Genomic DNA, 20,308 nt, shown 5'->3' on the forward strand with positions numbered 1-20,308 from the left:
CATGTACGGTTTAAGCCTGATTCGCCTTGGTTTGTTTATTGCGCTCGCCATTATCGCCAGCACAGCAATCGGTCTATTTACCTATGTGGTCGTCTCGGCCCTGGCAGAATAGCGCCACCCCAGCATTGATGACGAAATAAATAAAACAATTATTATCAGGGGAATACTGTGAAGCGCTACCTCTCTCTTCTGCCTGCTGTTTTATTGCTGCTGACGGCGTGCGATCCGAAACCCGACCGCGCCGCGCCCCTGCCGAAAATGGTAAAAGTCGCAGAGGTGGTCAAGGCCGGCAACGCGCAGCAGCGCGTGTTTCCCGCCCGTATTGAATCCGGCGACGCCACGGATCTCGCGTTCAAACGAGCCGGGCAGATTGAGACCCTGGACATTCGCCAGGGTGCCATTGTCAAACAGGGGCAACGACTCGCCAGCCTCAACGCCCGTGAAGCCCGGCAGCGCCTGAACGACAGGCAAACGGCGGCGACCCTGGCTCAGCGGCAATTCGACCGCTTCCAGACCCTGGCGGGACGCCAGGCCGTGTCGAAAGCCGAGATGGATGTCCAGCGCGCCAACCGCGATTCAGCAAACGCCGCGCTACAGATTGCGCGCGAAGAATTAAGCCAGATGACGCTCGTCGCCCCCTTTAGCGGGACAGCGGCCAGCGTCCATGTGCGAAATCATCAGGTCGTCTCCGCCGGCCAGCCCGTCGTCACTTTGACCCGTACCCATCTGCTGGACGTGGTGTTCAGCCTTCCAGAGAACCTGTTTAACACCTTCGATATTCGCAATGCGCAGTACAAACCGGTAGTGAGGATCAACGCCCTGCCCGGTCGCGAGTTTACCGCTGTGTACAAAGAGCACTCAGGCAGTAGCGACAGCAACACATTGACCTGGCAGGTGATTTTAACCATGCCCCGCCCGGATGATTTTCCCGTCGTGGGCGGCGTCAGCGGAACGGTCACCATCAATTTAACCAACCTTCCGGCTGGTGTGGGCAGTGAGGCGCTGGTAGTGCCGGTTGAAGCGGTCTTTAACCCGGATAACCGCCCGCGCAATGAGCCACATGTCTGGGTGGTGACGGGCGAAGGCGATACGTTGCACCTTGAAGATCGTAAGGTCAGCGTGGGGCAAGTCAGCGCTGAGGGGGTCGTCATCGTCGGTGGGCTTAAGGCCGGTGAACGCGTGGTGGCCGCAGGCGTTGGGGAGCTACATCCCAACCAGCCGGTACGTATCTGGACGCGTGAACGGGGACTGTAATGGATATCTCTCGTCAGTTTATCAGCAACCCGGTTCGCGTCTGGCTGACGATTTTGCTGCTGGGCGTAGGCGGCATTATTGCCCTGTTGAACATTGGCAGACTGGAAGATCCGGCGTTTACCATCAAAACGGCGGTGGTGATCACCCATTATCCGGGCGCGTCGGCGCAGCAGGTTGAGGAAGAGGTCACCCTGCCGCTGGAAAATGCGCTTCAGCAGTTACCTTATCTGGATAACGTCAGCTCCATCTCCTCCAGCGGCCTGTCGCAGATCACGGTCAATATAGCCTCGCGCTACCACTCAAATGTACTGCCGCAAATCTGGGATGAACTGCGTCGCCGGGTGGGAGATGCCGCCAGACAGTTTCCCCCCGGCGTAGTGACCCCGTTTGTGAATGACGATTTTGGCGATGTGTTCGGCTTTTTCTTCGCCATTTCCGGAGATGAATTCAGCAATCCGGAACTGGTCCGGTATGCCGAGCTGCTGCGCCGGGAGTTGGTCCTCGTGCCAGGCGTGGGCAAAGTGGCCATCGGCGGAGCCCTCACTCAGCAGATTAACGTGGACATTTCTCTGAGCAAAATGGCCGCGCGCGGGATAACGCTGAACCAGCTTTCTGCCCAGCTCAGCAGGCTGAACGTGGTCTCCAGCGCGGGAGAGATCCCCTCCGGTACCGAGTCAATTCGTCTGCATCCTACCGGTGAATTCGAAAGTATTGACGAGCTGGCCGATCTCATCGTGACCCCGCCCGGCGTTGGGGCGGCTACCCGCTTACGGGATATTGCCACCCTGTCACGCGGGCTGGATGCGTCCCCTGCCAGCATCTACCATGCCAACGGCAGAAAAGCCGTCACCATGGGCGTCTCCTTTATCCCCGGCGTTAACGTGATCGACGTGGGACATGCCCTGGAGGCGAAGCTAGAGCAGATGTCAGCCGAGAAACCGGCAGGTATCCATATCGACCTGTTTTACGATCAGGCGGCGGAGGTCGGGCATTCCGTTAACGGATTTATCATTAACTTCCTGATGGCGCTGGCGATTGTCATCGGCGTGTTGTTGATCTTTATGGGCTTACGCAGCGGGATCATTATCGCCTTTTCCCTCGCCCTCAACGTGCTGGGCACGCTGCTGATCATGTATCTCTGGGGTATTGAACTACAGCGCATTTCACTGGGTGCGCTGATCATCGCCCTCAGCATGCTGGTCGACAATGCCATTGTTATTGTCGAAGGGGTACTGGTAGCCCGGCAGCAGGGCTCGTCCCTGATGAACGCCATTAGCGACATTATTCGCCGTTCTGCGCTGCCGCTGCTGGGTGCAACGGTCATCGCCATCCTGGCCTTTGCGCCCGTCGGGCTGTCACAGGATTCCACCGGCGAATACTGTAAGTCGCTGTTTCAGGTCCTGCTGATTTCGCTCATGCTGAGCTGGTTCTCAGCCCTCACCATTACGCCAGTGCTGATTAAGTGGTGGCTGTTTAAACGAGATGCTGCACCGCCAAAGGCCGACGAAACGGATCCCTATGACAAACGCATCTATCGGATCTATCAGGGTGTGCTCAACGCGCTGTTACGGCGTAAAGCGCCAACGCTGGTAGTGATGGCCGCACTGCTGGCCGCCGCCATCTGGGGCTTTGGCTCGGTGCGGCAGAACTTCTTCCCCTCCTCCAGTACGCCAATTTTCTTTGTCGACCTCTGGCTCCCTTACGGTACCGACATTAACTGGACCGAGAAGATAACCGGTGATATCGAGAAAACCATTAACGGCCAGCCAGGCGTGGAAACTACGGTCTCGACGATTGGTCAGGGAAGTATGCGATTTATTTTGACCTACAGCGGACAGCGGCAGTACAGCAACTATGCGCAAATTATGGTGAGAATGGACGACCAGCGTAACATCCCCGCCCTGACCCGCCACGTGGATGAGTACATCGCACGGAACTATCCGCAGGTTAACGCCAGCACGAAGCGGGTGATGTTTGGCCCCTCCGGCGACAGCGCCATTGAAATACGTATTAAAGGCCCCGATCCTGACAGGCTGCGTCTGATCGCCAGCCAGGTAGACAACATCCTTACGCGCGATCCGGCGACGGACAGCGTCAGGAACGACTGGCAAAATCGCAGCAAAGTGCTCCGCCCGCAGTACGTCACTGCGCTGGGACGTGAGCTTGGCGTGGATAAGCAGGACGTCGATAACGCACTGGAGATGAATTTCTCCGGCAGTCGGGCAGGACTGTACAGAGAAGGCAGCGACCTGTTGCCCGTGGTGGTGCGCCCGCCGGAAAGCGAGCGGCTGGACGCCAATCACCTGAATAACGTTCTGGTCTGGAGCCAGACCCGGCAGCAGTATATTCCGCTGAGCAACGTCATCAGCGGCTTCGCGCTGGAGTGGGAAGATCCGCTGATCCTGCGCCGTGACCGCTCCCGCGTGCTGACCGTGCAGACCGACCCTGACCCGCTAAGCCAGCAAACCTCCGGCGATATTCTCGCCCGCGTGAAGCCGCAAATTGATGCCCTGCCCCTGCCCCACGGCTACAGCATTGAGTGGGGCGGTGACGCGGAGAACTCCAGCGAAGCGCAGCAGGGGCTATTTACCACGCTGCCGCTCGGCTATCTGGTGATGTTTGTGATCACGGTGCTGATGTTCAGTTCGGTGAAAAACGCCGTCGCCATCTGGCTGACCGTGCCGCTGGCGCTGATAGGCGTGACGCCGGGGTTTTTAATTACCGGCATCCCTTTTGGCTTTATGGCGTTGATTGGCCTGCTGAGCCTGAGCGGGATGCTGATCCGCAACGGCATTGTGCTGGTGGAAGAGATAGAACAGCAGAAAGTGCAGCAGGATCAGCACAGTGCGATCGTTTACGCCGCCACGTCGCGCCTGCGTCCCATCCTCCTCACCGCCTTTACGACCGTACTCGGCCTCGCCCCTCTGCTGCTGGATGTGTTCTTCCAGAGCATGGCCGTTGTGATTATGTTTGGGCTTGGGTTTGCTACAATCCTGACGCTGCTGGTACTCCCCGTAATTTACGCGTGTTTCCATCGTAAGGACAAAGCTGAACAACAATGAATGCGACAGGGCTGAATATCATCAAGACGCTGGGGTGTATGACGGCGGTTACCTTTTTCACCATCTACAACACCTGGGATCATTACGATTATGACTATCACTGGATCCTCGGTTTTTTAACCTTCATTTCGACCATCGCCACGCCGTTATTTTTTGTGGTTGCAGGGTATCTGGACGGGCAATCCCGACACGGCACGCGCTGGCAGCTGGATAAGATCAAAAGCCTGGTGATCGTCTTTCTGTTCTGGGTAACGATTTACTACCTGTGGGAGCCCTATCAGCGCGGATATCTGATCCAGCCCTGGTTCGTGTTCGCGTTTATCGTGATTTACACGTTTCACCCGGTGGTGGAGTGGCTCAGCCAGCGACGAACGCTCTTTTGCGGGGTAATTACCGCCCTGCTGCTTTTCTCATACGGGTACGATTTACTGTCAGCCCTCTATCCTGATGCCCATGTCCTTTCATTGTCGCCGCAGTATCGCCTGTGGACGTGGCTGCTGTTTTATCTGACGGGGCAGCTCTTTTGCGATCCGCAGATCGCGGCGTGGATCGGCCGCAAAAATGTGGTCAGGGCAGCGGTGATTGCCATACCGTTTATTTATCTCTTCACGTGGTTTTACGAGCGGCACTTCTTTTTTGCGCTATTTAAAGCAGACAGAAACGCCTTTATCCTCACCGGATCGCAAATCTACATTCTGATTATTGCCCTGGTGATTGCGGCCAACGGCGTGCGGTTTCGCCGCAATGCGGAGTTTAAAGAGTCCGTGCTGGCCGCCATTAGCAAAACCATGACCGGGGTCTATATTATGCACTACTCGGTGTTTCACCTGCTGACCGCGCTCATTCCGGTGACGTCCCTGAGCACCAAACTTGCTCTGATTGTGCTTACGTTTGTTACGTCGGTCCTGTTTTCGCTGCTGATCCTGTCCAACGCAGTGGCCAAAAAAGTGATCACCCTCTAAAAGCCCAGGCGCAGCCAGGCAAACAGCACGTTGCCGTTGTTGTAGGTCCCGGGAATATAGGTGAACTGGACGGTGACGCGCTTATATCCGGCAGAGAAAAGCGGGAAGATAAACGGCAGCGGGACATAGTTGGCAAAGTCGTCGCGTGCCGTGATCCCCGCAGCGGCCCCCAGCCCCAGACGGAAATCTTTTGCGTTATCCAGATACCAGCCTTTCTCCCAGCCGTAGCCCATCGCAGGCTGCCATTCGTTATGTGAATCTTTGAACATCATGGCAAAGAGCGCGCTCCAGTTGCCCTCGTCGTTGTAGCGGGACACGCCCAGCCCCCCGCCCCACGGCATTTCGTTGTAGTTGTCGGTTTTCTCTTTGTCATACATGAATCGAGCATGCCAGCTCAGAAACGGAAGGTAGAGATCGTAACGATCCGGCTGTTCCCAGGTTTGCGCAATATCGTCCGTTACTGCATCCCACCAGCGGTGAATACGCTGTTCGCCATAGACTTTCGGCTCCGCATGCAGCGGAGATACGACTAAAAACAGGACTACCCACAGTGCAGGAAAGAGGCGTTGCATCGTTATACCCTCAGCTTACGTCACGCAGCGATCGTTATTACTGTAAACCATTCAGCCCTAACCGGAGCCAAACAGGCTGATTTATGTTGTCGCCCGATAAGATGAAATTTATTTATTCTGCGCTTTCAGGAAAGATAAAAACGTTTTCTCAGGCCGCCTGTCGCGGTAGTCTCATACATTCCGTCAATATGACGGCCGTGATGTGAGTGACCTTTTCTTATACCAATAATTAAAAATCAGTACAGACAGGACAACTATGGACTCCACCCTTATCTCCGCTCGCCGCAACGAGGAGACACCTTCGCTTAACCGCGCCCGCCGCGCCGCTTTAGGTAGCTTCGCAGGCGCCGTCGTCGACTGGTATGACTTTCTGCTCTACGGTATTACCGCTGCGCTGGTCTTTAACCGTGAATTCTTTCCCCAGATCAGCCCCGCCATGGGCACGCTTGCTGCATTTGCCACCTTCGGCGTCGGTTTTCTGTTTCGTCCTCTGGGCGGGATAATTTTCGGCCACTTCGGTGACCGCCTTGGCCGGAAACGTATGCTGATGCTCACCGTCTGGATGATGGGCATTGCCACCGCGCTGATCGGTATTTTGCCCTCCTTTGCCTCGATTGGCTGGTGGGCCCCGGTGTTGCTGGTGACGCTGCGCGCTATTCAGGGCTTTGCCGTCGGTGGTGAATGGGGCGGCGCGGCATTGCTGTCCGTGGAAAGCGCGCCGAAGAACAAGAAAGCGTTTTACAGCAGCGGCGTGCAGGTGGGTTATGGCGTGGGTCTGCTGCTCTCCACGGGCCTGGTGTCGCTAATAAGTCAGCTCACGACAGACGAGCAGTTCCTGAGCTGGGGCTGGCGTATTCCGTTTATCTTCAGCATTGTGCTGGTCGTGGTGGCCCTGTGGATCCGTAACGGCATGGAAGAGTCGGCTGAGTTTGAACGGCAGCAGCGCGAAAAACCGGTCGCGAAGAAACGGCTGCCGGTGATGGAAGCGCTGGTGCAGCACCCTGGCGCTTTTCTGAAAATCATTGCCCTGCGCCTGTGCGAACTGCTGACGATGTATATCGTCACCGCCTTTGCCCTGAACTACTCCACGCAAAACCTCGGCCTGCCGCGGGAATTGTTCCTGAATATTGGCCTGGTGGTGGGCGGGATCAGCTGCCTGACCATCCCCTGCTTCGCCTGGCTGGCGGATCGCTTTGGCCGTCGACGGGTGTATATCACCGGGGCGCTGATCGGCACACTCAGCGCCTGGCCGTTCTTTATGGCGCTGGAGGCACAGTCGGTCTTCTGGATTGTCTTCTTCGCGATCATGCTTGCGAACATCGCTCACGATATGGTGGTCTGCGTGCAGCAGCCGATGTTTACCGAGCTGTTTGGCGCAAGCTACCGTTACAGCGGCGCGGGCGTGGGATATCAGGTGGCGAGCGTGGTCGGCGGCGGGTTTACGCCGTTTATCGCCGCCGCGCTGGTGACGTTCTCAGGCGGTAACTGGCATAGCGTGGCGATTTATCTGCTGGCGGGTTGCCTGCTTTCTGCCGCCACCGCCCTGTTGATGAAGGAAACCGCGCACAGCTGATCTCCTCACTTTTGTTTCACAGGCGTGTGACATACTATCGGGTAAAGCCGCACACCTGTGGAACAAGGAGACAGACATGAATAATAAGGGCTCCAGCCTGACCCCGGCTCAGGCGCTGGAAAAACTCGACGCGCTGTATGAACAGTCCGTCAATGCACTGCGCAGCGCCATCAGTGACTATATCGAAACAGGGAAACTTCCCGATGAAAAGGCCAGAACCCAGGGCCTTTTTGTTTATCCATCGCTCTCTGTCACCTGGGACGGCAGCGCCAGCAGCAATCCGAAAACCCGCGCCTATGCGCGTTTCACCCACTCCGGCTGTTACAGCACGACCATCACGCGACCTGCGCTGTTCCGCCCCTACCTGGAAGAGCAGCTTACCCTGCTGTATCAGGATTACGGCGCGCATATCAGCGTTGAACCGTCCCTGCACGAGATCCCTTACCCGTACGTGATAGACGGTTCAGCGCTGACGCTGGATCGCTCCATGAGCGCGGGGCTGACCCGCCACTTCCCGACCACTGAGCTGTCGCAGATTGGCGATGAGACGGCGGACGGGATCTATCACCCGGCAGAGTTTTCACCGCTGTCGCACTTTGATGCCCGCCGTGTCGATTTCTCGCTGGCACGCCTGCGCCACTACACCGGCACCCCAGCCGAACATTTCCAGCCGTTCGTGTTGTTTACCAATTACACCCGCTATGTGGACGAATTTGTCCGCTGGGGCTGTAGCCAGATCCTCGACCCGGACAGCCCTTACATCGCCCTCTCCTGCGCGGGCGGGATCTGGATCACTGCCGAAACCGAAGCACCGGAAGAGGCCATCTCCGATCTGGCGTGGAAAAAGCACCAGATGCCAGCCTGGCACCTGATCACCGCCGACGGTCAGGGCATTACGCTGATTAACATCGGCGTTGGCCCGTCGAATGCGAAAACCATCTGCGACCATCTGGCGGTACTGCGCCCGGACGTCTGGCTGATGATCGGCCACTGCGGCGGCCTGCGTGAAAGTCAGCTGATTGGCGATTACGTCCTCGCCCACGCTTATCTGCGTGACGACCATGTCCTTGACGCGGTTCTGCCGCCGGATATTCCTATCCCGAGTATCGCTGAAGTGCAGCGCGCCCTGTACGACGCCACCAAAGAGGTGAGCGGCATGCCGGGTGAAGAGGTGAAGCAGCGCCTGCGTACCGGTACGGTCGTCACCACCGACGATCGTAACTGGGAGCTGCGCTATTCCGCCTCCGCCCTGCGTTTCAATCTCAGCCGTGCGGTCGCAATCGATATGGAAAGCGCCACCATTGCCGCGCAGGGCTATCGCTTCCGCGTCCCTTACGGCACGCTGCTGTGCGTGTCCGATAAACCGCTGCACGGCGAGATCAAACTGCCGGGCCAGGCGAACCGTTTTTACGAAGGGGCGATCTCAGAGCATCTTCAGATTGGTATTCGCGCCATCGATTTACTGCGTGCAGAGGGCGACAAACTGCATTCCCGCAAGCTGCGCACCTTTAATGAGCCACCGTTCCGCTGATAACAAGGACCCACTCACCCGGCCTGGGATTCCGTAGGTCGGGTAAGCGGAGCGCCACCCGACAATTTCACGAACGCCGAAAAGCAAAAAGCCTGCTTTAAACAGGCTTTTCAAATTTGGCTCCTCTGACTGGACTCGAACCAGTGACATACGGATTAACAGTCCGCCGTTCTACCGACTGAACTACAGAGGAACGGCGTAACGGGCGCATATTATCGATGCGCCCTGAGGATGTCAAAGGGTGAATGCAGATTTTCAATCGTTTGCCGATTTATTCTCCACTTCGCACATTTGTCAGGCACTTGCCGTTTCCGAAACCTCCTGCTCCGGTTTTTTTCGCGGATATTTCCACAGCCAGCGCCCGCTCACCATGCGCCAGTAGAACAGCGCCCCGCGCACGGCCCAGTCAAGGAACATCCCCAGCCAGACGCCGACAACGCCCATACCCAACATTACCCCCAGCGTGTAGCCCGCCACAACGCGACAGCCCCAGCCGCCAGCAGCGGCAGGTCACCGCAAGCGGGTAATCACCTTGCCCTCTTCAGCCCGGCAGGAAGTACCCAGGACGCGGCCCAAATTGGCATAAACGCCGCGTTGAGCCAAATGAGCACCTTCACGACCTCTTTCACGTCATTTTCATGCGTATAGAACGAGGCCATCAGCCCGGCAAAAGGCGCAGTTCCCCACGCAATCGCCGTCAGTCCAATAGTTGAAAGCCAGAAGACGTGCCGAAGTTGCCGTTCCGCCTGCCCTATCTGCCCTTTTCCGAGACGTCTGCCGGTGATGATCGTCGACGCCGACCCCAGCGCGTTTCCCGGCAGGTTAATGAGTGAGGCGATGGAGAAGGCAATAAAGTTGCCGGCGATGACGTCTGTTCCCATCCCGGCAACAAACATCTGCGTCAGCAGTTTCCCACCGTTAAACAACACGGATTCGATGCTGGCCGGAATCCCGATCCCCATCACTTCCCAGATAATGGCGAAGTTAAGCGGACGGAAATAGCTTTTCAGCGTCAGGCGCAGCGATGGCGTAATTCCCGCCATCAGTACGCCAATTATCGCCGCCGCACCAATATAGCGGGAAATGGTTAGCCCTAAACCCGCGCCGACAAAGCCCAGCCCCTCCCAGGAAAAGACGCCGTAAATCAAAACGCTGCTGATAATGATATTCAGGATGTTCATGCCGCCGTTGATCAGCAGCGGAATTTTGGTATTTCCTGCTCCACGAAGCGCACCGCTACCAATCAGCGCGATGGCAGCTGCCGGATAACTCAGCACCGTCATTTCCAGGTAGGTGAGAGCCAGATCCTTCACCTCGCTGGCTGCCTTCCCGCGACAATGTCGATAATTTCTTTGCCGTAATAATGGATAACCGCCGCAAGGATGATCGAAAAGAGGGTCATGATCATCAGCGACTGTCTGGCCGCTTCGCGGGCACGCTTCGGATTCAGCTTGCCCAGGCTAAACGCCACCACCACCGTCGTACCGAGATCGATAGCGGCAAAGAAGGACATCACCACCATATTGGCAGCTGCCGCCAGCCCTACCCCGGCCATGGCTTCTTTACCGAGCCAGCTCACCAGAAAGGTGCTCAACACGCCCATCAACAGGACGCAGGTATTCTCCAGGAAAATAGGCACGGCAAGGGGGGTGATTTCACGCCAGAAGAGAACTCGATAACTCTTACGTTTTGCATACCAGGGCGTGCGCATAATCGCCTGGCGTAGGGGTGCGGTGACGTTCAAAATGGACCTTAGCGAGAAAGTTGAAACTCCATTTCAAATGATGGGGCAGAAATGCGTATCCTGCAAAGTATTTTCCATAAAATTATGTTTGGATTTACAACAAAATGACGACAGAATCATCAAACAAACGCTTTTGCCTGAGATCAGGTTTGACAAAAGTTTTTTCGCCGCTAAGATAAGCCTCCACAACGATTCCTCTGTAGTTCAGTCAAAAGAATGGCGCACTGTTAATCCCTTATGTCACTGGTTCGAGTCCAGTCAGAGGAGCCAAATTTAAAAAGCCTGCTTTTAGAGCAGGCTTTTTGCTTTTTTGCGTTCGTGAAATTATCGGGTGGCGGCTTCACCTTACCCGACCTACGTGATAACAGTCCTGTAGGCCCGGTAAGCGCAGCGTCACCGGGCAAACAGAGTGTGCGATTACTCGCCTTTAGCGTCGACGTTTTTGATTTCGCCCATCACTTTCAGCTTCTTGGAGATGTCGCGACGCTCTTTGGACAGCTCAGCGTTTTTGATGATGTAGTCATCAACGCGATCTTCATAATCGCTCTTCATGCTGGCGATGATGCCCTGAATAGCTTCAACGCTGATGCCAGGCTTGATGTAGTCGCTCAGGTTGTCCAGCAGCAGGACACGTTTCTGGTTGTCACGGATCTTCTTCTCTACGTCCTGGATTTCGCGCTGTAGCTTGTTTTTGCGGCGGAACAGGCGGACGAACTCCAGAACATCCTGGAACGAAGGCTTGGTAGTTTCCATTTTTACACCCCTGATAATGTGAGATTCGGATTCGTTAAAGCAACCGTTTTACAGAGCGTGGCGATGAATGACAATGAGATATCGTTTAAAACCATCATAACCCTAATTGTTGCTGAATCGAAGCAGCAGGCATCACATACGCTTTTTATTTGCGCAGCGCCCGGCAAATCAGCTGCGATAACAACTCCAGCTGTCGCGCCAGCTCCATACTCAGCCAGACATAACCACTGATGGGCGTTTCCGCCACATTGTCTCCCTGGCGCTCATTCATCAGCTGTTTAAGCTCGGCGACGATTTCGTTCAGCCGCTCGCTGTTCGCCCGTATCGGCTGTGGGTTACCTTCATATAGCGCATGGGCGATGGTCAGCAGGGTTTGTTGCGTCATCTGCTGCGTCTCTTTCAGCGTATGCGCGTTGAGCATCAGAAGATGGCTGGGGCGTGAGGCCCAGTGGGCATTGATCTGCAGTTCAAGCATACAGACCAGATTACGGCTGACCGTCTGAATAGCTTCAAAAATGGCTTTCTGGATATGGGTTTCTTTGCTTGCCGGGGTAATCAACCCGCGCATTTTGACCACATCATTGAGGATTTTTTGCAGGTGCTTTTCCAGACGCGGGCGCTCAATCAGATTCGGCGAAAACCCGGCCTGGTAGACCCGGTTAAATGCCGTGACGTAGTTTGCCATCTGAATGCGCCAGTGCAGGAAGGCGCGCTGCGGCCAGATGCCGGTAAACAGCATGGCGAGCAACGAGCCGAGGATTACATCCCCGCTTCGCCACAATGCGGTGGTCATATCGCCCGCCGGTGCGCCGACCACAACCGCGAGCGTAATGCCAATCAGCAGCGCCTGATACGGTTTCTTGCCGAGGGCCAGCCATCCACAAAGAAACATCGCCACCGCGCACCACAGCAACATGACCGGAAACGCAATCAGCTCCAGCTTCAGGGCGATAAGCCCAAGCGCTGAGCCTAAAACGGTGCCGCCTATGCGTTCGAAAGCGCGCGGGACCACGTTCCCCCAGAACGAGATCGGTCCCATCACCACCACCAGCGTGATCAGCGGCCACGTCCCTTCCGGGATATCCAGCAGACGAACCAGTACGAAGGTCAACACAAACGCCAGCGCAATGCGGCAACCGTGCACCACGCGATAATGTTTGTATAACCGAATTTCAAAAGGGGTTAATGACTTGTCGGGGCGCACACCCGTCTCCAGCTCTACGGCAAACCACAATTGTACGGCGTTTTCAGCCGGGTGGATCGCGCCCGGCTGAAAAACCCTGCATTCCGCAGGATTATCCCACTTTGTGCTCTACCGGTACAAACATCTCAATATCCCAGTAGCCGTCAGCATTGCCATCGTTAAGATAACGTTCGAAGCAGGGTTTTGGTGCAATCTGGAATTTGTTGTCTTCCAGCAGGGAGTTGAAGAACTGATACCATGGAGTGGCGAAATCATGATTTTCGACGCGCGCGGCGGCAATAGCATACTCTCCGGCAGCAATTTCGGTCATCATCACCCCTTCGCTGTTTTCAGGAATAGTGAAATCGTCCGTTACCGTTACGGCGGTAACTGAGTGCAGGTTTTCTGCGGCACGTCATCCGGATTGTCATAATAAACGGCCACCCACTCCTGCGGCTGAATATGACGCCCGTCTACCCACATTACCTGTTCAAATCCCTGCTTGACCGTCTTTTCCCACGGCCCCACGAGATGAAAGCCAGCGATCGTACGTTTCTGTTGCTGCCTGATGCTGTAGTCCATGCTGCCTCCGTTCATTACTGTATATACATGGGTCTTCCCCGATTATGGTGGGGAAGGCTCAGAACGCCATATTCAGCTTTCCGTAGTGGAACATCACCCCCAGTTTAAAGCGCTCCCGGTTTCGGTATCCCCTGGCTTTTATCCTCAGCAGCCTGATTTTGCTGTTAAGTGCCTCCGCATTTCCGTTTGAGACACTGTGTCGCATCGCATTCAGGATCCCGTACAGCCTTTTTCCTATCGTTTTCGCGGCATTTTTCATCATGGGAACGTCACTGTTAGCCGCCAGCGCCAACCATCTCTGCCAGTCACTCCGTCTTTCCTCGCTCCATGGCCTGTTCCAGATATCCTTTGCCAGCTCTTTCAGCGCCCAGCACTGGCTCGTCAGCTTCATCTGTGCACGCAGCCACATCAGCTTTTCCTGCCGGGATTCGGTCATCCACTTATCGCTGTACTGCCACAGGAAGCGGGTTCCTTTTGCCTGGTGTCGGCTTTCAACAGGGAGGTGCGGATGTTCATTCTGACGGGTTTTATCAACTACCTCGCCCAGTTGCTTCGCCACATGGAAGCGGTCAAAGGCGATTTTCTCAACCGCACTGTAAGTGGATACGCGCTGCTCTTATAGCCCGCGTTCATGTCCATTGAGAGCGTTTTGATAGCCAGCAACTGCCCATCAGTGAGCGTGCGAAGATAGCCGGCAAGACTCTCTGTGCCGCGATCATCCGTTAAGGCCAGCGCCCGACCATCGCGATCGGAGATCACCGTTATGTAACGATGTCCTTTTTTAAAGGCGACCTCATCCACATTCATATGACGGGCGGATAATGGCTTTTTTATCCGGGCAAGACCTCGCTTAACTGCCCGGGTCATAATGCCGTCAACCGCATTCCAACTGAGCTTAAGTTGCTTCCTGACAGCATCAACGGTGCTGATTTTCAGCCATGAGAGAACGAACGATTCGAATAGCAACGTATACCGGCTTCCGGGGCCAGCCCACGGAACAGGCAACGTCAGGCAGCCATGCTCCGACACATAATTCGTGGAACATCGGCTTCAACAATAGTGGTGAACTGGCAGGTATCAAGATGGCGCCATTTACGATGACGGTGATCGTGAACAGAACAGGATTTACCGCAATACGGACAGGCTAGCCGGGTGTTTTCAGCGATCTCAATAGTGACAGTAACAGAACCGGCATTTTCATCGAGAGAAAGGGACTTTACCTGCCACGGATCGGACAGGTTGAGAATATGAGCGTAGAGGGACTTTTCATCCATGGCGGTGACCTCTGGCGATTAAATACACCATTATCATGCCTTCAGCCACCACAACAAGGGAAGACCCATATACATACACTGTAAAGCAGAATCGAGATTATCGGCAAACCAGGAGTGTTTATTATGTGAGCAGACTCGCAACACTGCCAGTCTGCCCAAAAGGTCAGAGTTTAATGCATGATAATCGCCAGACGGGAGAAAAGGCCGCCCTTTTCAACGCTTTCCAGCGTAACCAATGGCCAGTGCGCTACCACCTTGTCACGATCGTACAGCTGGATCTCCCCTACCCGCTGATGCGCGGCGATCGGCGCTTCCAGCTCTTTTTTATCCATCACGTATTTCGCCTTGATGTTCGGCACTTCCGATTTGGGTAATGCCAGCCAGAAGTCATGATCGGTGCCCAGCGCGATCTGCTCTTTATCGCCGTACCAGATGCGCTCGCTTCCCACTTTTTTACCGTTATGCAGGATCTGCACCGTATCAAAATTTTGCTGTCCCCAGTGCAGCAGCTTGCGCGCCTGATCTTCACGTCCTTTCGGGCTGTCTGCCCCCATCACCACCGCAATCAGTCGACGCTGACCGTCCACCGCGGAGGCAATCAGGTTAAAGCCCGCGCCCGAGGTGTGTCCCGTTTTCAGGCTATCGACGTTCATGGTCTTATCCCACAGCAGGCCGTTGCGGTTCTGCTGGGTGATGCCGTTCCAGGTCAGGCTCTTTTCGCTGTACATGTGGTAGAACTCAGGCTCGCCGTGAATGATGGCCCGGGAAAACACGGCGAGATCATAAGCGGAGCTGTGCTGACCCGGTGCATCCAGCCCGTGTACGGTTTCGAAGTGGGTATCGCGCAGGTTCAGCTTTTCAACGTAGTCATTCATCATCCTGACGAACTGCGGCTGACCGCCCGCCACGTGATCCGCCAGCGCCACGCAGGCGTCATTGCCGGAATCAACAATCAGGCCGCGGCTGAGATCGCGCACGGAAACCCGATCGCCCTCCTTCAGAAACATCAGCGACGAACCGTCAAAGACCGGATTGCCTTTTGCCCAGGCGTCACGTCCGACCGTCACAATGTCATCGGGGGTGATGCGGTGGCTATCAATGGCACGATCGACAACGTACCCCGTCATCAGTTTGGTCAGGCTCGCCGGATTACGCTGCTGATGTTCGTTGCCCGCCGTTAAGATTTGACCCGTGGTGTAATCCATCAATACCCAGGAGCCAGCCTGGATGGCAGGCGGCTGAGGTGAAAAATCCAGCGGCTCGGCAGCCAGCGCGGATGAAATACTCGAAGCGAGTAAAGAAACAGCAATAAACAGACGGCGTTTCAACGGTATATCCTCAGGTCAGTAAAAATCGATGACCTTTTTACGGGAGTTCTGATGTCGTTACCTGCCTTAATTGCAAAAAAATGTGACAGCACGCAGATTTTTTCGAACAAATCTCGCAAATTTCTTGCCTGACGGTGCTTTTTATTCGGACTGCTCACCCCAATCGTTTACCATAGAGACGTCAATTTTTAACAGGATGAGATTACTGGTGTCTGACTCTGCCGCGCGCCCGACTTTTTTGTTCCACGATTACGCGCAGCATCCACGCAACCAATGCCATTAAAGCCGCAAACCTCAGAACGCTTTTATTTGGTACGCAATTTGGTACACAACCAATAATTTGTCTCGAATGCTGATTTTTCTCCCTGCCCTATACTTTCAGTCTTACTGACTGGAGGTTTCTATGTGTGGACGTTTTGCACAAGCCCAAACCCGAGAAGAATAGTTCTCTTTCTTACCTGGCCGATGAAGCCGATCGTGATATCGCATATGACCCAGAGCCTATTGGTCGGTACAACGTGGCGCCCGGTACAAAAGTCCTGCTGCTGAGCGAACGAGACCAGCAACTGCATCTCGACCCTGTCCTGTGGTCATACGCGCCCGGGTGGTGGGATAAGCCGCCACTGATTAACGCGCGCGTCGAAACTGCGGCCACGAGTCGAATGTTCAAACCGTTATGGCAGCATGGTCGGGCGATTCGCTTCGCTGATGGTTGGTTTGAATGGAAAAAGGAAGGCGACAAGAAACAGCCCTACTTCATTCACCGAGCCGACGGTCAGCCGATATTCATGGCAGCGATCGGCAGCACGCCGTTTGAACGCGGCGATGAAGCGGAAGGATTTCTGATAGTGACGCTTGCAGCTGATAAAGGTCTGGTGGATATCTACTACCGCCGGCCGCTGGTTCTGTCACCTGAAGCTGCCCGGGAGTGGATGCGGCAGGATGTTGGAGGGAAAGAAGCTGAAGAAATAGCGGCCGACGGTGCCGTGCCGGCCGACAAGTTTATCTGGCACGGCGTGACGCGCGCCGTAGGTAATGTGAAGAACCAGGGCCCGGAGTTAATCGAACCCGTCACCTGACCACAAGCAGATCTGAGTATCTCGTCGTATACCGCGGCGATAGCATTTCGCGCTTCATCTGCCACTGCTGCTGCACTCCCTGACCTGCAAAATAGAGCGTGCCTTTACCGCCTTTGGCATTTAACCGGTCAAGTACCTGCATCAGCTGCGCGCTGTCTTCACGGGCGCGTTCTCGTCGAACAGGTTTAGCTGAGCCACACCCTGGCTGAAGAAGTCGCCGAGCATGATTCCCGCTTTCTGATACCGGTGCCCATCCTTCCAGATAACATCCAGGCACCGAGTAGCGGCGGTTATAATGTCGCGGCTGTCCTGCGTCGGGGTCAGCAGCTTTACCGATGCGCTGTTGCCGTAGTACCGCTCGTTCAGCGCAAACGGAGATGTCTTCACGAACGCAGATATGTACCGGCAGTATTGATGCTCTCCGCGTAGCTTTTCAGCACCGCGGGCGCGGTATAGCTGCAGATAGCCTGGCGCATCTGTTCGTATTCGGTCACGCGTTCGCCGAATGACCGACTGCAGACGATCTCCTGCTTCACCGGCGCGAACTCTTCCAGTTCAAGACAAGGCTCGCCGCGAAGCTCGCGTACCGTTCTCTCCAGCACGACGTTAAAGTGTTTACGGATAACGGCAATATGGGTGTCAGCCAGGTCGAGCACGGTTTTGATGCCCATCGCTTCCAGCTTCTTGCTGATGCGGCGGCCCACGCCCCACACTTCGTCAACGGGTAGCAATGCCATGAGCTTTCGCTGGCGATCGACGTTCGACAGGTCAACAACCCCGCCAGTGGCTTTCCATGTCTTTGCCGCGTGATTTGCGAGCTTGGCCAGGGTCTTTGTTTGGGCAATCCCTACGCCTACGGCCAGGCCAGTGTTTCTGCGCACCGCGTCTTTCATTTCATGACCGAACTCTTCCAGCACGCGGCAGTTACGCACGCCAGTGAGGTCACAAAAGGCCTCGTCGATGCTGTAAATTTCGACGCGAGGGCTCATTTCCTCCAGCGTGGTCATCACCCTATTGCTCATGTCGGCGTAGAGCTCGTAGTTGGAGCTGAAGCAAACCACTCCCTGCTGCCTGAAGTAGTCCTTACACTTGAAGTATGGATCGCCCATTTTAATGCCGAGCTTTTTGGCTTCAGCTGATCGGGCGATCACGCAGCCGTCGTTGTTGGATAGCACAACAACAGGCTTGCCCCACAGATCTGGCGAAATACCGTCTCCGGCAACTCGCATAAAACGAGTTAACATCTACCAGGGCAAACATCACATCACCGGATTGTCGTCAACCCATACAGGGCTAATGGTATGCGTGACCACGCCAACCAGGCTAACATCATCTAATGCATCGCCTTCTATGGCCTCGCCATCGTCAGTAATGAGCGCCTCACCGGCCCAATATGCGTGCTGCTGGCGGCCGCAAAACCAGATGAGCAATGTATCTCCGCGCTCAAATGCCGACGCATTCTCAATGGCATCATAGCCACCCTGCGTTTCAACAATGCTGGCAGATGTAGGAAGAAGCGGTTCAGTGACCGCAACGAAGGCGGTCTTTATGTCTGCTGCGCGCTGCATAGTGGCCCCACAAATTAACTGTATATATATGGGTCTTCCCTTGTTGTGGTGGCTGAAGGCATGATAATGGTGTATTTAATCGCCAGAGGTCACCGCCATGGATGAAAAGTCCCTCTACGCTCATATTCTCAACCTGTCCGATCCGTGGCAGGTAAAGTCCCTTTCTCTCGATGAAAATGCCGGTTCTGTTACTGTCACTATTGAGATCGCTGAAAACACCCGGCTAGCCTGTCCGACCTGCGGTAAATCCTGTTCTGTTCACGATCACCGTCATCGTAAATGGCGCCATCTTGATACCTGCCAGTTCACCACTATTGTTGAAGCCGATGTTCCACGAATTATGTGTCCGGAGCATGGCTGCCTGACGTTGCCTGTTCCGTGGGCTGGCCCCGGAAGCCGGTATACGTTGCTATTCGAATCGTTCGTTCTCTCATGGCTGAAAATCAGCACCGTTGATGCTGTCAGGAAGCAACTTAAGCTCAGTTGGAATGCGGTTGACGGCATTATGACCCGGGCAGTTAAGCGAGGTCTTGCCCGGATAAAAAAGCCATTATCCGCCCGTCATATGAATGTGGATGAGGTCGCCTTTAAAAAAGGACATCGTTACATAACGGTGATCTCCGATCGCGATGGTCGGGCGCTGGCCTTAACGGATGATCGCGGCACAGAGAGTCTTGCCGGCTATCTTCGCACGCTCACTGATGGGCAGTTGCTGGCTATCAAAACGCTCTCAATGGACATGAACGCGGGCTATATAAGAGCAGCGCGTATCCACTTACCCAGTGCGGTTGAGAAAATCGCCTTTGACCGCTTCCATGTGGCGAAGCAACTGGGCGAGGTAGTTGATAAAACCCGTCAGAATGAACATCCGCACCTCCCTGTTGAAAGCCGACACCAGGCAAAAGGAACCCGCTTCCTGTGGCAGTACAGCGATAAGTGGATGACCGAATCCCGGCAGGAAAAGCTGATGTGGCTGCGTGCACAGATGAAGCTGACGAGCCAGTGCTGGGCGCTGAAAGAGCTGGCAAAGGATATCTGGAACAGGCGATGGAGCGAGGAAAGACGGAGTGACTGGCAGAGATGGTTGGCGCTGGCGGCTAACAGTGACGTTCCCATGATGAAAAATGCCGCGAAAACGATAGGAAAAAGGCTGTACGGGATCCTGAATGTGATGCGACACAGTGTCTCAAACGGAAATGCGGAGGCACTTAACAGCAAGATCAGGCTGCTGAGGATAAAAGCCAGGGGATACCGAAACCGGGAGCGCTTTAAACTGGGGGTGATGTTCCACTACGGAAAGCTGAATATGGCGTTCTGAGCCTTCCCACCATGATCGGGGAAGACCCATATATATACAGTATCGTCAAATATGAGGGTCGATCAAGTCTATGTCTGGTGCTACACTTCAGGCCTTTCAGAATTCACTGATTTTTATCATGTTAAAGATGCGCAACTCATGAGTATAAACCTTTCTTCCATTTATCGTAGCCAGGCCGTCAGGTACTGCCTTGTTGGCGGAATGAACACAGCGGTAACAGCTTCAGTGATCCTTGCTCTTACCGCCTTTGGTGTAGGACTCTATAGTGCAAATTTTTCGGGCTATGCTGTTGGTATCCTGTTTAGTTTTATCCTCAATACGATATTCACGTTTTCATCAAAGCTTTCCATATCAAAACTTCTCAAATTCCTAGCATGCTGTGGAGTTTGTTACGTAATAAATATTTTCGCTATCAGAAAATAACTATTATAGCTGGCGTTAAAAATTTATAACTTGTTCAGTTATCAGGGATGTTTTTTTACACGGTAGCTGGCTTTATTATTAATAAATTATGGGTTATGAAAT

At 54.8% G+C, this 20,308-nt stretch carries 12 protein-coding genes, 2 tRNA genes and 5 pseudogenes; 9 read left to right on the forward strand and 10 right to left on the reverse strand.

The window, feature by feature from the left end:
* Positions 1-168 precede the first annotated feature (168 nt).
* The 3 genes from ACQG0T_RS14255 to ACQG0T_RS14265 are packed head-to-tail and all read left to right on the forward strand — an operon-like array spanning position 169 to position 5,278.
* Positions 169-1,254 carry an efflux RND transporter periplasmic adaptor subunit gene (locus tag ACQG0T_RS14255; protein ID WP_271040330.1) on the forward strand — a complete coding sequence of 362 codons (1,086 nt, stop codon included), beginning with the start codon at positions 169-171 and terminating at the stop codon, positions 1,252-1,254.
* The gene (locus tag ACQG0T_RS14260; RefSeq protein ID WP_271040331.1) at positions 1,254-4,316 is read left to right on the forward strand and encodes an efflux RND transporter permease subunit; all 3,063 of its coding nucleotides are present in this window, start codon (positions 1,254-1,256) and stop codon (positions 4,314-4,316) included. Before ACQG0T_RS14255 ends, ACQG0T_RS14260 begins: the two co-directional genes overlap by 1 nt.
* Before the next feature lie 38 nt (positions 4,317-4,354).
* On the forward strand, positions 4,355-5,278 hold the full coding sequence (locus ACQG0T_RS14265; protein ID WP_162184665.1) for an acyltransferase: 924 nt from the start codon (positions 4,355-4,357) through the stop codon (positions 5,276-5,278).
* Here ACQG0T_RS14265 and pagP read toward each other — a convergent pair.
* Positions 5,275-5,850 (reverse strand): lipid IV(A) palmitoyltransferase PagP, encoded by a 576-nt coding sequence (pagP, locus tag ACQG0T_RS14270; RefSeq protein WP_003859516.1) that lies wholly within the window; start codon positions 5,848-5,850, stop codon positions 5,275-5,277. The two genes, ACQG0T_RS14265 and pagP, sit on opposite strands and share 4 nt — an antisense overlap.
* A gap of 256 nt (positions 5,851-6,106) precedes the next feature.
* Here pagP and shiA point away from each other — a divergent pair, with 256 nt between their 5' ends.
* Together shiA and ACQG0T_RS14280 are read left to right on the forward strand one after the other, a co-directional pair.
* Complete coding sequence (gene shiA, locus ACQG0T_RS14275; RefSeq protein ID WP_017383305.1) at positions 6,107-7,423, forward strand: shikimate transporter; 1,317 nt, start codon at positions 6,107-6,109, stop codon at positions 7,421-7,423.
* A 76-nt stretch (positions 7,424-7,499) separates the two neighbouring features.
* On the forward strand, positions 7,500-8,954 hold the full coding sequence (locus ACQG0T_RS14280; protein ID WP_015572404.1) for an AMP nucleosidase: 1,455 nt from the start codon (positions 7,500-7,502) through the stop codon (positions 8,952-8,954).
* Between the two features lie 117 nt (positions 8,955-9,071).
* On the opposite strand, the gene ACQG0T_RS14285 is transcribed toward ACQG0T_RS14280, so the two are convergent.
* Positions 9,072-9,147 (reverse strand) — tRNA-Asn (locus tag ACQG0T_RS14285).
* A 101-nt stretch (positions 9,148-9,248) separates the two neighbouring features.
* Positions 9,249-10,730: pseudogene (locus ACQG0T_RS14290) on the reverse strand (EmmdR/YeeO family multidrug/toxin efflux MATE transporter).
* A 161-nt stretch (positions 10,731-10,891) separates the two neighbouring features.
* On the opposite strand from ACQG0T_RS14290, the gene ACQG0T_RS14295 reads away from it, so the two are divergent.
* Positions 10,892-10,968 (forward strand) — tRNA-Asn (locus ACQG0T_RS14295).
* A 147-nt stretch (positions 10,969-11,115) separates the two neighbouring features.
* Here ACQG0T_RS14295 and ACQG0T_RS14300 read toward each other — a convergent pair.
* The 5 genes and pseudogenes from ACQG0T_RS14300 to dacD form a co-directional block, all read right to left on the reverse strand.
* Complete coding sequence (locus ACQG0T_RS14300) at positions 11,116-11,451, reverse strand: DUF496 family protein (protein WP_426723805.1); 336 nt, start codon at positions 11,449-11,451, stop codon at positions 11,116-11,118.
* A gap of 145 nt (positions 11,452-11,596) precedes the next feature.
* A complete protein-coding gene (locus tag ACQG0T_RS14305) occupies positions 11,597-12,655 on the reverse strand; it encodes an FUSC family protein (RefSeq protein WP_426723806.1) in 1,059 nt (352 codons plus the stop codon).
* A gap of 91 nt (positions 12,656-12,746) precedes the next feature.
* Positions 12,747-13,216, reverse strand: a pseudogene (sbmC, locus tag ACQG0T_RS14310) (DNA gyrase inhibitor SbmC).
* 58 nt (positions 13,217-13,274) lie between these two features.
* Positions 13,275-14,490 (reverse strand): annotated as a pseudogene (locus tag ACQG0T_RS14315) (ISL3-like element ISKox3 family transposase).
* 170 nt (positions 14,491-14,660) lie between these two features.
* A complete protein-coding gene (dacD, locus tag ACQG0T_RS14320; RefSeq protein WP_426723882.1) occupies positions 14,661-15,824 on the reverse strand; it encodes a serine-type D-Ala-D-Ala carboxypeptidase DacD in 1,164 nt (387 codons plus the stop codon).
* 397 nt (positions 15,825-16,221) lie between these two features.
* Between dacD and ACQG0T_RS14325 the strand changes: the two are divergent.
* Positions 16,222-16,897 (forward strand): annotated as a pseudogene (locus ACQG0T_RS14325) (SOS response-associated peptidase).
* Here the strand turns inward: ACQG0T_RS14325 and ACQG0T_RS14330 are convergent.
* Both ACQG0T_RS14330 and ACQG0T_RS14335 read right to left on the reverse strand, forming a co-directional pair.
* A pseudogene (locus ACQG0T_RS14330) lies at positions 16,890-18,157 on the reverse strand (Y-family DNA polymerase). The pseudogenes ACQG0T_RS14325 and ACQG0T_RS14330 overlap by 8 nt on opposite strands.
* Positions 18,157-18,465, reverse strand: a complete 309-nt coding sequence (locus ACQG0T_RS14335; RefSeq protein ID WP_426723807.1) for a hypothetical protein — start codon at positions 18,463-18,465, stop codon at positions 18,157-18,159. The pseudogene ACQG0T_RS14330 and the gene ACQG0T_RS14335 overlap by 1 nt, the downstream one beginning before the upstream one ends.
* Before the next feature lie 97 nt (positions 18,466-18,562).
* Here ACQG0T_RS14335 and ACQG0T_RS14340 point away from each other — a divergent pair, with 97 nt between their 5' ends.
* Positions 18,563-19,783: an ISL3-like element ISKox3 family transposase gene (locus ACQG0T_RS14340; RefSeq protein WP_426723808.1), complete on the forward strand. Its 1,221-nt coding sequence runs from the start codon at positions 18,563-18,565 to the stop codon at positions 19,781-19,783.
* Positions 19,784-19,984: 201 nt separating this feature from the next.
* Positions 19,985-20,206 (forward strand): GtrA family protein, encoded by a 222-nt coding sequence (locus tag ACQG0T_RS14345; protein WP_426723883.1) that lies wholly within the window; start codon positions 19,985-19,987, stop codon positions 20,204-20,206.
* The last annotated feature ends 102 nt before the right edge of the window (positions 20,207-20,308 follow it).

The organism is Enterobacter cloacae complex sp. 302F9 (genome assembly GCF_050030335.1).
Lineage (GTDB): Bacteria > Pseudomonadota > Gammaproteobacteria > Enterobacterales > Enterobacteriaceae > Enterobacter > Enterobacter hormaechei_C.